Source organism: Rhodophyticola sp., from assembly GCF_965284195.1.
Classification (GTDB): Bacteria; Pseudomonadota; Alphaproteobacteria; order Rhodobacterales; family Rhodobacteraceae; genus Rhodophyticola.
In genome coordinates, this window is the sequence record NZ_CBDIRM010000001.1 from 3,387,985 (window position 1) to 3,401,323 (window position 13,339).

The 13,339-nt window shown below is 65.9% G+C and carries 12 protein-coding genes; 3 read left to right on the forward strand and 9 right to left on the reverse strand.

The features are described 5' to 3' along the window. The 6 genes from ACQ651_RS16940 to ACQ651_RS16965 all read right to left on the reverse strand — a co-directional run bounded on the left by ACQ651_RS16940 (position 1) and on the right by ACQ651_RS16965 (position 5,648). On the reverse strand, positions 1–1,326 hold the full coding sequence (locus tag ACQ651_RS16940) for a S41 family peptidase (RefSeq protein WP_227286365.1): 1,326 nt from the start codon (positions 1,324–1,326) through the stop codon (positions 1–3). Between the two features lie 19 nt (positions 1,327–1,345). After that, positions 1,346–2,491 carry a murein hydrolase activator EnvC family protein gene (locus tag ACQ651_RS16945; RefSeq protein WP_227286362.1) on the reverse strand — a complete coding sequence of 382 codons (1,146 nt, stop codon included), beginning with the start codon at positions 2,489–2,491 and terminating at the stop codon, positions 1,346–1,348. Beyond that, positions 2,488–4,005, reverse strand: a complete 1,518-nt coding sequence (gene gpmI / locus ACQ651_RS16950; RefSeq protein ID WP_430449932.1) for a 2,3-bisphosphoglycerate-independent phosphoglycerate mutase — start codon at positions 4,003–4,005, stop codon at positions 2,488–2,490. Before gpmI ends, ACQ651_RS16945 begins: the two co-directional genes overlap by 4 nt. Before the next feature lie 39 nt (positions 4,006–4,044). After that, positions 4,045–4,515, reverse strand: a complete 471-nt coding sequence (gene rlmH, locus ACQ651_RS16955) for a 23S rRNA (pseudouridine(1915)-N(3))-methyltransferase RlmH (protein ID WP_227286357.1) — start codon at positions 4,513–4,515, stop codon at positions 4,045–4,047. 9 nt (positions 4,516–4,524) lie between these two features. Continuing rightward, positions 4,525–4,956 carry a ribosome silencing factor gene (gene rsfS, locus ACQ651_RS16960; protein ID WP_227286356.1) on the reverse strand — a complete coding sequence of 144 codons (432 nt, stop codon included), beginning with the start codon at positions 4,954–4,956 and terminating at the stop codon, positions 4,525–4,527. A gap of 167 nt (positions 4,957–5,123) precedes the next feature. After that, positions 5,124–5,648, reverse strand: coding sequence for a hypothetical protein (locus ACQ651_RS16965; RefSeq protein WP_227286355.1), 525 nt, complete (start codon positions 5,646–5,648; stop codon positions 5,124–5,126). A gap of 70 nt (positions 5,649–5,718) precedes the next feature. On the opposite strand from ACQ651_RS16965, the gene ACQ651_RS16970 reads away from it, so the two are divergent. Both ACQ651_RS16970 and ACQ651_RS16975 read left to right on the forward strand, forming a co-directional pair. Next, positions 5,719–6,261, forward strand: a complete 543-nt coding sequence (locus ACQ651_RS16970; RefSeq protein WP_430449933.1) for a DUF2975 domain-containing protein — start codon at positions 5,719–5,721, stop codon at positions 6,259–6,261. Further along, entirely contained in the window at positions 6,261–6,473 is a 213-nt protein-coding gene (locus ACQ651_RS16975) for a helix-turn-helix domain-containing protein (protein ID WP_121896021.1), read from the forward strand. The genes ACQ651_RS16970 and ACQ651_RS16975 overlap by 1 nt, the downstream gene beginning before the upstream one ends. 30 nt (positions 6,474–6,503) lie before the next feature. On the opposite strand, the gene ACQ651_RS16980 is transcribed toward ACQ651_RS16975, so the two are convergent. Together ACQ651_RS16980 and ACQ651_RS16985 are read right to left on the reverse strand one after the other, a co-directional pair. Then, entirely contained in the window at positions 6,504–7,697 is a 1,194-nt protein-coding gene (locus ACQ651_RS16980; protein ID WP_430449934.1) for a TsoY family (seleno)protein, read from the reverse strand. Between the two features lie 89 nt (positions 7,698–7,786). Then, a complete protein-coding gene (locus ACQ651_RS16985) occupies positions 7,787–8,236 on the reverse strand; it encodes a GNAT family N-acetyltransferase (RefSeq protein WP_375551059.1) in 450 nt (149 codons plus the stop codon). Positions 8,237–8,387: 151 nt separating this feature from the next. Between ACQ651_RS16985 and smc the strand changes: the two genes are divergently transcribed. Next, positions 8,388–11,858: a chromosome segregation protein SMC gene (gene smc, locus ACQ651_RS16990; protein WP_430449935.1), complete on the forward strand. Its 3,471-nt coding sequence runs from the start codon at positions 8,388–8,390 to the stop codon at positions 11,856–11,858. Between the two features lie 6 nt (positions 11,859–11,864). On the opposite strand, the gene ACQ651_RS16995 is transcribed toward smc, so the two are convergent. Beyond that, a complete protein-coding gene (locus ACQ651_RS16995) occupies positions 11,865–13,265 on the reverse strand; it encodes a GntP family permease (RefSeq protein ID WP_227286348.1) in 1,401 nt (466 codons plus the stop codon). Positions 13,266–13,339 lie beyond the last annotated feature (74 nt).

The window sequence follows — 13,339 nt, forward strand, 5'->3', positions numbered from 1 at the left end:
CTACTGCGCGCCCGGCGCAAGCGCGTTCAGCCCGGTCAGGATGTCGATGGCATAGGCCAACTGGTAATCCTCGTTCCTCAGCTCTGCCGTGGCTTCGGCAACCGCCTGCTCCTCTTCCAGCTGGCGGCGCTCATCCTCGGTCAGGGTCGAGTTCTGAAGCGACCCGCGAAGCGAGGCTTCGGTCCGCTGCGGGCGGTCCTCCTCGTCCGACTCGACGCTTTCGCGCTGCTCCACCAGAATGTCCGGTGCTACGCCAAGCGCCTGGATCGACCGGCCCGAGGGCGTGTAGTAAAGCGACGTGGTCAGGCGCATGGCGCCTTCGCCCTGCAACGGCATCACCGTCTGGACCGACCCCTTGCCGAAGCTGTTGGTGCCCACCACCACCGCGCGGCGATGATCCTGCAGCGCGCCGGCCACGATCTCCGAGGCGGAGGCAGAGCCGCCATTGATCAGCACCACCACCGGGCGGCCGTCGATCAGATCGCCGGGCGTGGCATTGTAGCGTTCGCCATCGGCCTCGTCCCGGCCGCGGGTCGATACGATCTCGCCGCGCTCCAGAAACGCGTCGGAAACGCGGATCGCCTGGCTCAGCAGCCCGCCGGGGTTGTTGCGCAGATCCAGAACCACACCATCGAGATTTTCCAGCCCGCCGACCTCGGCGATCAGTTCGTCCAGACCTTCGCGCAGGTTCGGATAGGTCTGGTCGTTGAAGGTGGATACCCTGAGGATCGCGGTGTTGCCTTCCAGCCGCGCGCGCACGGCTGTCAGGCGGATCCGGTCGCGCACGATGGTGATGTCGAAGGGCTCGTCCACCTCCTCGCGGACCACGGTGATCACGATCTCCGAGCCGACGGGCCCGCGCATAAGATCGACCGATTCCTCCAGCGTCAGACCCAGAAGCGCCTCGCCATCCACATGGGTGATGAAATCGCCCGCTTCGACACCGGCGGCCATCGCCGGGGTGTCGTCCATCGGCGTGATGACGCGGATGAACCCCTCTTCCTGGGTCACTTCGATGCCCAGCCCGCCGAATTCGCCGCGTGTCTGCACCTGCATCGTGTCGTAATCGCGCGGCGGCAGATAGCTGGAATGCGGATCGAGGGAGGTCAGCATGCCGTTGATCGCCGCCTCGATCAGATCGGCCTCGTCCACCTCTTCCACGTAATTGGCGCGGATCCGTTCGAAGATATCGCCGAACAGGTCGAGCTGTTCGTAAACCGAGGCGTTGCGGTCATTTTCCTGGGCGATCAGCGGGCCGGCGATCTGCGTGGTCAGCAGAACGCCCGCCGCCGTTCCGCCTATGGCCGCCATGACAAATCTTTTCATCTGAGCCTTATCCTCATCTCTACTCGGTGACGAACCACTCGGTCGGGTCCACGGGCACATTCTCTTCTCTTAGCTCTATATAAAGCGTTTCTGACAACTCTCCGCCACCACCTTGCGCATTTGTGACAATCACGTTGTCGCTGGTCTGCGGGGCGCCGCCCATCAGGCCGATCGGTGCAGAGGGCGGCAGAACCTCGCCGGGGCGCACGAAAACATCCGCCAGTCCCGCCAGAACCAGCAGGTAATCGCCATCCGGCTCGATGATCACGACGGTGCCGTAATCCAGCAAAGGCCCCGCATAACGGACGGTTGCGGGCCATGGCGCGGTGACCATCGCCTGCGCCTGCGTGGCCAGCACCAGACCGGGCCGGGCGATGCCTGCGGCGTCCTCCTCGTTGAACCGGCGCAGCACACGGCCAAGTGCCGGCAGCGGCAGAGAGCCCCGCGCCTCGGCGAAATCGGGCAGGTCGAACCCGCTCAGATCGGTCTCGGCGGGCTGTTCGCGAAGGCTTTCGGCGAAACTGTCCAGCGAATCGACGCTTTCCATCAGTTGCAGCATGGCTTCGGTGTTCAACTCGAACCGGTCGGGCAGAACGCGCCGGTCGGCGATGGCCTGCGACAGCCGGGTCCGGGCCTCCTGTGCGCCGTTCAGCCCGGCGCTCAACCGGGCCAGCGCGCTTTCCTGCAGGGCGCGCAGCTCCGCGATTTCCTGCAACTGGCCCTGCAGGCGCGCGGCCTCGCTGGCGATCGCGGGGCTTACATCGGACAGGATCATGCCCGACCGCGCGGTGCCGACCGGCCCCGAGGGGTGCAGCATCAGCAAGGGCGCGGGCGCGCGCTCCATGGTCTGCAACACGCCCAGAAGGCGCGCCAGCCGCTCCCGCTCCGCCTCGAACACCACCAATATGGTCTGTTCGCGCAGGGCGGCGCGGCGAATGCCCTCGCGCAGCGCCAGAAGCCCCTCCTCATAGGCGCGCACGGTTTCGGTCAGGGCCTCCACCCGGTCGCGCGCCCCGTCTGCCTCGCCCAGCGAGGTCGCCGCTGCATCCAGCATCTGGGCTGCGCGCTGCGCCGTCAAAGCCGGGTCCAGATCGGCCCGCGCCGTACCGGGGGGCAGCGCCCAGACCAGAGCCCAGATCAGCGCCAGACGGGCCAGATGCCTCATGCGATCAGGCTCTTTCCGGTCATTTCCGGCGGTGTCTCCAGCCCCATAAGCTGCAACAGCGTCGGCGCCAGATCGGCCAGCCGGCCATGGGACATGCGCGCGCCCTCCGGCCCGCCCACAAGGATGACGGGCACCGGGTTCAACGTATGCGCGGTATGCGGCCCGCCGGTTTCCGGGTCGATCATGACTTCGCAATTGCCGTGATCCGCGGTGACAATCATCGCGCCGCCCGCTGCCTCCAGCGCGGCCAGCGCCCGCCCCAGCCCGGCATCGACCGCCTCGCAGGCCTTCTTCGCCGCCTCCAGATCGCCGGTATGCCCGACCATGTCCGGATTGGCGTAATTCACCACGATCAGATCATATCCAGCCTCGATCGCCGCCACGAACCTGTCGCTCACCTCGCCCGCCGACATTTCCGGCTGCAGATCGTAGGTCGCCACATCGGGGGATTTCGGCATGCAGCGGTCCTCCCCCGTCTCGGGCACTTCCTTGCCGCCGTTGAGGAAGAACGTCACATGGGGGTATTTCTCGGTTTCGGCCAGCCGGTACTGGCGCAGCCCGTGCTTCGAGACCCAGGCGCCCAGCGTGTTGACCACGCGCTGTTTCGGATAGGCGGTGGTCATGAACTCCTCATGCGTGTCCGAGTAATCGACCATCCCCAGCAGCGCCGCCAGATCCGGGCGCCCGCTCACGTCGAACCCGTCGAACCCCGGCGCGCCGATCGCGCTCAGGATCTCGCGCGCCCGGTCCGCCCGGAAATTCAGGCAGAAAAACCCGTCGCCCCCGGCCACCCCGCCGAAATCGCCGATCACCGTGGCGGGGATGAACTCATCGGTCTTGTCGTCCTCATAGGCGGCCTCCACCGCCTGCTCCGGCGTTTCCGCCCGCGCCCCGTCGCCGCGGATCATCGCGGCATAGGCTTTTTCCACGCGGTCCCAGCGGTTGTCCCGGTCCATCGCGAAATAGCGCCCGATCACGGTGCCGATCCGCGCCCCCTCGGGCAGCGCATCCTGCAGTTCCGCGATGAAACCCGCGGCCGATTTCGGGGCCACATCGCGCCCGTCGGTGATGGCATGGATCACAACCGGCACCCCGCCATCGGTCACGGCTCTGGCCGCCGCCACGATATGGCTCAGATGCCCGTGCACCCCGCCATCGGACACCACGCCCATCAGATGCGCCGTCCCGCCGGAAGATTTCAGCGCGTCGACAAAGCCCAGAATCTGCTTGTTTTCAAAGAAACTGCCGTCTTCGATGGCCAGATCGATCATTCCCAGATCCATCGCCACCACCCGGCCTGCGCCGATATTGGTATGCCCGACTTCGGAATTGCCCATCTGCCCCGTGGGCAGCCCCACATCGCGGCCATGGGTCGTCAGGGTCGCATGCGGGCATTCGGCCATCAACCGGTCGAAATTCGGGGTGGCGGCTTGCTTCGGCGCATTGCCTTCGACGGAGGGATTGATCCCCCAACCATCCAGAATGCACAGAACGACAGGTTTCGGATTGTTCATGCCCCGCGTTCTACGCAAGGCCGCAAGGACAGGCAAGGATCAGACCCGGTGATAGGGGCTTCCCGCAAGGATCGACGCGGCGCGATAAAGCTGCTCGGCCAGCATCACGCGTGCCAGCATGTGCGGCCAGACCATCGGCCCGAAGGAAATCGCCCGGTCCGCCTCCTCGCGGAACGCGCCGCTCACCCCGTCGGCGCCGCCGATGACACAGGCCAGATCGCCCCGCCCCCGATCGCGCAGATCGGCGACGTCGCGGGCGAAGTCGGGCGATGTCATCATCCGCCCCCGCTCGTCCAGCACCCAGAGCGCGGCTGCCTCGGGCAGGGCGCGGCGCAGCAATGCGGCCTCCGCCTCCGGCCCGCCGCCTTTCTTGTCTTCCACCTCGATCACGCGCGCCGGGCCAAGCCCCAGGGCCCGCCCGGTCCGGTCGAACCGTGTCAGATAATCGTCGATCAAATCACGTTCCGGGCCGGCCCGGAGCCGGCCCACGACGCAAAGATGTATCCGCATGCCGCGCGTCTACTGCGGTTTCGCAGCGGCGTCCGCGGGCATCCACATCTTTTCGAGCTGATAGAACTCCCGCACTTCCGGGCGGAAGACATGGACGATCACATCGCCCGCGTCGATCAGCACCCAGTCGCCGGCATCCTTGCCCTCCACCTTGCAGCGGCGCCCGGTGACGGTTTTCAGCCGATCCACCAGCTTTTCCGACAGCGCCGAGACCTGACGGGTGGAGCGCCCGGACGCGATCACCATGTAATCGGCCATGGACGACTTACCGCGCAGATCGATCTGCACGATATCTTCCGCCTTGTCATCGGTGAGGGAGGCAATGATCCGTTCGAGAAGCTCTTCGCTCGAAACGTTTTGCAAATCAGGCGCTCGTCGCGCCTCAGGTGCGGCAGTATCAGATGCCGCAAGAGTTGGTCCAGCCAGGACTCTGTCCTCCATTTGACGCGCCGCAATGCCCCGGCGCCGGGCCCACATCAAAGATAACATCGCCAATGCCCGATCTCAACGGTATTGAAAAAAATGCGCGGATTGCGGTGGCGCAAAGGGAACGCGCCGTCTGTTGGATGTACCGCAATCCGCGCGGGGGAGAGGCGCCGGGACGCCTCTCAGCCGGCCTGGGGGCACGCCGGCAGCTCGGTTGGGTTTTCGCCCAGAACACGGCGCAGACGCATGTCGTCGATCACCGGGATGAACGGGCCGTCCAGTTCCGCTCTCAGATGCACCGAGACCCGCGCCCGCCGCGCCGGGCCATCGCCCACGCGACAGGGGTCGATGGTGAACCCGAAATTGCCGTCCACCTCGATCTCCTGTCCCATCCAGCCCAGGATCAGCCCCTGCTGATCCGCCAGGCGGGCCCGATCGCCGCGGCTCAGCACGAAGACATCGGGCGTCTCCGCGGGAACCATCACATAGCGTTCGGCGGAGACGGCCTGGGTTTGCGTATTGACCGCCGACAGCACGATGACCGCGCCGCCATCGGGCAAGGCCACCCCCTCCGGCAGGATCACCCGGGCCGCCACACCCGCGGGATCGGCGGTTACCGGGTCCACGGGCTCGGCGGCGAGAAGACTGGTGCCAAGCAGAATGGCGGTGACGCCGACGGCGAGGAGGGGTATGAGTCCGGTATGCATTGAAGTTTCCTCTTTTAACAATGAATTTTTACTGTATTACATTAAAGAAATATCAAAAGGAAAGAAGAAAATGACGAATCGTGATCTCAACCACATCATCTCCCTGGCGCGGCTGTTGCATCTGGCCTCGACCATCGGCCTGATTTTCCTGCCCGTCGCCATTGGTCTGACTTTTGTCATCGGCGAGGCCGGCATCGACGATCTGCGCGAAACCTACGCGGAGCTCACGCTGCCGGAAGTGATCGGCACCGGCAGCTATTTGTCGATCCTTGTCATTCAGTCGGTCGGGCTCTTGCTGACCTTCTATGCGCTCTGGCAGATGCGCGGGTTGTTCGCCTATTACAAATCGGGCGAAACGCTGACCGCCCGCTGCGCCGGCCAGATCTTGCGGATTGGCAAGGCTCTGGTGGCGATCGGGGTTATCGGCATTCTCTCCAATACGCTGATCGTGCTGATCCTGACATGGGGCAACCCGGCCGGGCAGCGCGTTCTGTCGGTCAGCTTCACCGATGGCCATGTGGGCTTCATCCTGGCCGGTGGTCTGATCGTGGTGATCGGATGGGTCATGCGGGAAGCGGCGCTGGTCGCCGAAGAGAACCGGGGGTTCATCTGATGGAGATCGTCGTCCGGCTGGATGTGATGATGGCGCTGCGCAAGATGAAGGGCCGCGATCTGGCGGCCCGGATCGGCATCACCGAGCAGAATCTCAGCCTGCTGAAAAGCGGCAAGGTCAAGGGGATCCGCTTCGAGACGCTGGCCCGGATCTGCGAGGTGCTGGAGTGTCAGCCGGGCGACCTGCTGGAGGCCGCACCGACCGAAGATTGATATACGATTGTTATACCCGTCAGGGCCGGTTCAGGCGGTGACGGCCGGTGTCTGCAAGGGTGCGAAATGCCTCCGGGACAGCATCCAGACCAGCAGGATCATCCCCAGTTGCAGGGCAATGGCCACGCCCGAGATCGCCCAGTAGGCAACGCCGAATTTCGCAACCAGCCCGGCCGCGACAAGGCCCTTGTTCAGCCAGAAATGCACCAGAACGGACAGCGCCACACCCGGGCAGACAAGCGCATAAGACCCGGCCGACGCACCGCTTCCGCGCAGGAACTGCGCCACGTAGCCGACCCGCGACAGAACCATAAGCCCAAACAATGCAAAGAGAATTTCCACCGACAGAAGCCTGGTCAGCAGCATCAGCGTCTCGCCCGCGCTGCCATGGGTCTCGAAATGCACATGCAGCCCGTGGTTGATCCGCAGCATGGCGATGCCGATCACCGTCATCAGCGGGATCACCACCATCAATGTCGGCGCGGCCTCGGCATTCACCCCGTTCTCCATCATCGAGCGGAGGCCGAGAATGCCGGCCGCAAGCGCCACGATCAGGGCAGCGACCATGAAGAAACTCGCCGCCATGATGCTGATCCCGGCCGTCACCGGATTACCCGACATCGCCGCCGGCGCGGCCAACCCGACGGCGACCATCGACAGGGCGAACCCGGGCAGCATCTGTGCGAAAGAGTTGTTGGCCTCACAGCTAAAGCCGCCATTTGAAAGGCGTTTTCCGATGAACCCGCCCAACATGCGCAGCGCATAAAGCCCGATCGTCAGAAAGGCGGCGAGGGCGACGGGGAACAGATATTCGACCACGGACCAGAGGCCCGGCACGAAGGTGAGACCGAGAATGAAGCCCACATTGATGCTCATCGCGAGCGCAAGCGGCATTGCAAGGATCTGGCTGCCCGCGTTCGATTCGCTGAACGCGGCATAGGCGTCGGATCTCCGGAAGGCGAAAAACCGGCGCAGATTCCAGATCAGCAGCTTGATGTTCAGAACCGCGAACAGCGCAATGCCGGCCATCGCGCCCAGAACCAGGGCCTGCTCCGGCAAGGTGCCCGTGCTCAGCAGTGCCAGATTGTCTTCGAAGACCGGAACGGGCTGGCCGGGATGGGGAACCCAGAACATCAGCCACATGAAAAACGTCACCGTCAGCCCGCCCGCGCCAAGCGAGGCAAGGAAATAGAGTGGTGAATAGCGTGAGGATGCCACAGTCATGATTGACACTCCATATATTTAACATTGCAAACTATATGGCATGAAGGTGACGCGCGATCAATCGACAGAAAGTCGCAGATGCGCGATGATCAGAGTGGTTTTTCCATGAAGATCGAACTGGCGTTGTCGGGATAGTCCCCGAACGGCCCGCGCCGGATATATCCGTGGCGTGTGTAAAGCCCTATGGCCGCGGGACTCAGCCGCCCGGTTTCCAGCCTCATCAGGCGGATGCCCTCGGCCCGGGCCGCATCCTCCAGTGCCTCCAGCAGCGCCGAGGCGAGGCCTGTCCCCCGGGCTTCGGGCGCGGCGAACATGCGCTTGAGTTCTGCATAGCTGTCGAAAACTGTGTATCCGCAGCACCCAAGCGCCGTGCCGTCGATCCGCGCTACGAAGAAGCGGACGTCGTTTTCAACCAGTTGCTCCGGTGACATCGCAAACCGGTCTTCAGGCGGGTAGAGCGCCGATTGCTCCTCCTCGCTGCCGGCAATCAGGCGCAGGGCGTCTTCGGAAAAGGGGTCGGCACGCGTGACGGTAATCATCGGATGATCTTGCCGCGCCTGCCCGCGCACCGCAATATGCCGTTTAACAGCCCATATTTTGTGGATAACCGCCGGAATACGCCCAGATGCAGGGCTTCACCGTTGACTTAAGCCCCTCCGAAGCCAGACAATCCACGACCAACGGAATCACATGGGCGATGACGGCTTGCGCTTTTCCAAGATCAGACTGAACGGCTTCAAGAGCTTCGTGGACCCGACCGACCTGCTGATCGGTGACGGGTTGACCGGCGTGGTCGGCCCGAATGGCTGTGGAAAGTCGAACCTGCTTGAGGCGCTCAGATGGGTGATGGGCGAAAACCGCCCCACCGCCATGCGCGGCGGCGGCATGGAGGATGTGATCTTTGCCGGTGCCGCCACCCGGCCCGCCCGCAATTTCGCCGAAGTCTCGATCATCATCGACAATTCGGAACGTCTTGCGCCGGCCAATTTCAACAGTGAAGACCAGTTGGAAATCGTCCGCCGGATCACCCGCGATGCCGGCAGCGCCTACAAGACCAACGGCAAGGACGTGCGCGCGCGCGACGTGCAGATGCTGTTCGCGGATGCCTCCACCGGGGCGCATTCACCGGCTCTGGTGCGGCAGGGGCAGATCTCGGAACTGATCAACGCCAAGCCGAAATCCCGCCGGCGGGTGCTGGAAGAGGCCGCGGGCATTTCGGGCCTGTACCAAAGGCGGCATGAGGCGGAGTTGAAGCTGCGGGGGGCGGAGACGAACCTGGCCCGCATCGACGATGTGCTGGAGCAGTTGGCAAGCCAGCTTGCGGCGCTGGCGCGGCAGGCGAAACAGGCCGCGCGCTATCGCGAGATCGGGGCGGAGCTGCGCCATGCCGAAGGTGTGCTTCTTTACCTGCGCTGGCGTGAGGCGGATCAGGCCCGGATGGCTGCGGAGACCGCGTTGCAGGCGGCGGTCCGCGATGCCGCTGCCGCGGAGGGTAACGCGCGTCACGCGGCAAAGATGCGCGAGACAGCCGAGACGGATCTGCCCCCGAAGCGGGAGGAGGAGGCGATTGCCGCGGCCCTGCTGCAACGGGTCACGGTGGAGCGGGCAGCGCTGGACGATGAGGACGCCCGTGCGGCAAAAACCATCGAAACTCTCACCGCGCGGATCGAGCAGCTGAGCCATGATATCGGGCGCGAGCAGAACCTGAATGCGGATGCGGGCGACACGATCGCCCGGCTGGAGCAGGAACGTGCCACGTTGACCGCGGCGAGCGAGGGCCACGAAGACGCGCTTGCCGCCGCATCGGCGGAGGCCGCGGATGCGGCGCGCGTTCTGGCGGATCGGGAAACCGCGTTAAGCCAGTTGACCGAAGATGCCGCCCGGCTTGCCGCGCGCCATCAGTCGGCGCAGCGCCTGGTGGAGGATGCGAGCCGCGCGGAGGCGCGCAATACCGCCGAGGCGGAAAAGGCCGGTGCCGCGGCCGTCGAAGCCGAGGATCGCCTGAAAAGCCTGACCCGCGATCATGAAAATGCCGAAGCGGCACTGACCGCCGCGACCGATCTGGCCGCCCGCGCCGAAGACACGCTTGCCCAGACCGAAGCTGCCCGCGCGCAGGCGCAGACCAGCGAGGGCGAGGCCCGCGCCGCCCGTGCCGAGGCCGAGGGGCAGCTGGGCACGCTGGATGCCGAGGTTCGCGCGCTGACCAAATTGCTGGATCGCGAACGCGGCAGTGGCGATCAGATCCTCGATCAGGTGCAGGTGGCCCCCGGGTTCGAAGCGGCGGTCGGCGCCGCTCTGGCCGACGATCTGAAAGCGCCCGTTGCGGCAAAGGCGGGGGCCAGCGGGTGGACCGCTCTGCCGGCCTATGACACGGCGCAGCCGTTGCCTGCGGGCGTGTCCGCGCTGACAGGGTATGCCGATGCGCCGGAGGTTCTGGCCCGGCGGCTGGGTCAGGTTGGCGTGGTCAGCCCCGAAGACGGGCCGCGTCTGCAGGCGGCGCTTTTGCCGGGGCAGCGTCTGGTCAGCCGCGAGGGGGATTTGTGGCGATGGGACGGGTTCGCGCTGCCTGCGTCCGAAGGGTCCTCCACCGCTGCGCGGCGGTTGAGCCAGGTCAACCGGCTGAACGATCTGTCCGCCGAACTGGAACGCGCGACCAAGGCTGCTGACCGTGCCCGCGCGACCCATGAAAGCAACGCGGCCCGTCTGGCCGACCTGACCGGCGCCGACAAGGCCGCGCGGGAGGCCCGGCGCGCCGCCGATGCGCAGGTCGCCGAGGCGAGCCGCGCCTTCAGCCGGGCCGAGGCCGAACGCAACATTCTGGCCGGGCGTCTGGAAACCCTGCGGCAGGCCGCCCGGCGCCACGAGGACGAGGCCGCCAATGCCCGGCGCGACCTGAGCGAGGCCATGGCCGCACAGGCCGGGCTGGACGATCTGGAGACTGTCCGCGCGCAGGTTGCGGATACCAAGACGACGGTCGAGGCCGCACGCCTGACGATGCTGGCCCGGCGAACCGGGTTCGACGAGTTGAAACGCGACGGCGAGGCGCGCGCCAAGCGGATCGCCCAGATCGCGGGCGAGCTGGAAACCTGGCGCAAGCGGCTGGCCACGGCCGAGACCCGGATTGCCGAACTGAACAGCCGCAAGACCGCGTCGGAGGCCGAGCTGAGTTCCGCCCGCGCCCTGCCTGCGGAGATCGCGGCGCGCCGGGACGCGCTTGCCGGCACCATCGCCAAGGCGGAGACGCGCCGCGCTGTCGCGGCGGACGCGCTTTCGGCCGCGGAAACCGCGCTGAAATCCGCCGTCGCCGCCGAGCGGGAGGCCGAACGCGCGGCCTCCGACGCGCGGGAGGCCCGCGCCCGTGCCGAGGCCCGCCGCGATGCCGCCGCCGAGGCCGTTGCCCAATCCGCCGACCGGATCACGGACGAGATGGAACTGACCCCGGACAGGCTTCTGGAAAGCCTCGATGCCGATCCCGAAAAGCTGCCCGGGGCCGAGCGGGTCGAAAGCGATGTCGTTCGGCTGCGGCGTCAGCGGGATGCGCTGGGCGCCGTGAACCTGCGCGCCGAGGAGGATGCGGAAACTGTGCGGGAGGAGCATGACACGCTGGAGGCCGAAAAGCTCGATCTGGAAGAGGCGATCAAGAAATTGCGGGCCGGGATCACGGCGCTGAACCGGGAGGGGCGCGAACGGCTTCTGACCGCCTTCGAAGAGGTCAATCGCAATTTCGGCGTGTTGTTCACCCATCTGTTCGGGGGCGGCGAGGCCAAGCTCGTGCTCGTGGAAAGCGACGACCCGCTGGAGGCCGGACTGGAGATCCTGTGCCAGCCGCCGGGCAAGAAGCTTTCCACCCTGTCGCTGCTGTCCGGTGGTGAGCAGACGCTGACGGCGCTTGCGCTGATCTTCGCGGTGTTTCTGGCCAATCCGGCGCCGATTTGCGTGCTGGACGAGGTCGACGCGCCGCTGGACGATGCCAATGTCGCGCGGTTCTGCGATCTGCTGGACGAGATGTGCCGGCGCACCGATACCCGCTTCCTGATCATCACCCACCATGCGGTGACGATGTCGCGCATGGATCGGCTGTTCGGGGTCACGATGGCCGAACAGGGTGTCAGCCAGCTGGTCAGCGTCGATCTGAAGAAGGCCGAGCAGATGGTGGCCTGAGGCGAGCTAGAAACTGCCGAACAGGCCGCCGAGCGTGAGCACCACGATCAGCGCCAGTGTCGGGATCGCAACGGCTACCATGAACACATCCGCATAGCTTTCCTTGTGGCTCAGCCGACCGATCGCAAAAAGGGTGATCACCGCGCCGTTATGGGGCAGCGCGTCGAGACCGCCGGTGGCGATCGACATCACCCGGTGCATCAGCGAGGGTTCGATCCCGGCGGCCTCAGCGCTTGCCACATACTGATCGCCGAGCGCGTCGAGGGCGATGCTCATCCCGCCCGAGGCAGACCCTGTGATCCCGGCCAGGATCGCCGAGGAGGCGGCAAGGGAAATCAGCGGCCCGCCGGGCAGCGCGGCCACGGCATCGCGGACCATTTCGAAGGCGGGAAGACCGGCGGCGACCGCACCGAAGCCGACGAGGGCGCTGGTGTTGAAGATCGGCAGAAGCGAGGCTTCGGCCCCCCGGCTGAGAGAGTTGGCCGGCTGGTCGAGCGTTCGATGGAAAAGCGCCATCGCCAGCAGGATGCTGCAGATCAGCGCCGCGATGATCGACCAGATCCCGATCAGCGCGCCTGCATCGGTGCTGCCCCACCGAGCATCGGCCAGGTAGCTGGTATCGAGCCCGGGCAGCAGGATGGTGCTGAACACGAAGTTCAGGATCAGCACCGACAGGATCGGGCTGAGCGCCAGCCAAAGCGGCATCGGCTTGCGGATCAGCGGCTGGCTCGGCGTGTCTTCCGCGATCTCCGTCCCGCGTGGCGGGCTTTCGAAATGCTCGCCCGCGGCCCTGAGCGTGCGGGCGCGCCGGGCAAGCCAGAACAGGCCGAACCCCGCCATGATCAGCCCCGCTATGATACCAAGCCCCGGGGCGGCGAAGGCGGTGGTGCCGAAATACGGCATCGGTATCGCGTTCTGGATCGCTGGCGTCCCGGGCAGGGCGGTCATCGTGAAAGTGAAGGCGCCAAGCGCGATGGAGGCCGGGATCAGCCGGCGCGGCAGGTCCGCGCTGCGGAAAAGCGCCATGGCCAGCGGGTAGATCGCGAAGGCGACCACGAAAAGCGACACACCGCCATAGGTCAGGATCGCGCAGGAAATCACCACCGCCGGGATCGCCTGTTGCTGGCCGAGGGCGCGCACGATGCCATCGGCCACGCGGCGGGCCGCGCCGCTGTCCTCCATGATCCGGCCGAAGACCGCCCCAAGCAGAAACAGCAGGAAATAGGAGATGATGAAGCCACCGGTCGCGGGCATGAAGCGCTGCGTGAGGCTGGCCAGAAGCGGCTCTCCGGCCATGCCGGCGGCAAGCAACGCCATCACCGGCGACAGGATCAGAACCGAAACGCCCCGCCAGGCGAGCCAGATCAGCAGGGTCAGCGGGATCAGGATGGTGGCAAGGGTCAGCATCGCGGCTCCGATATGGGGTCGGAGCCACTCTGCCGGTCTGGGGGGCGGCGAAAACCCGTCGAAATGCCGCAGTG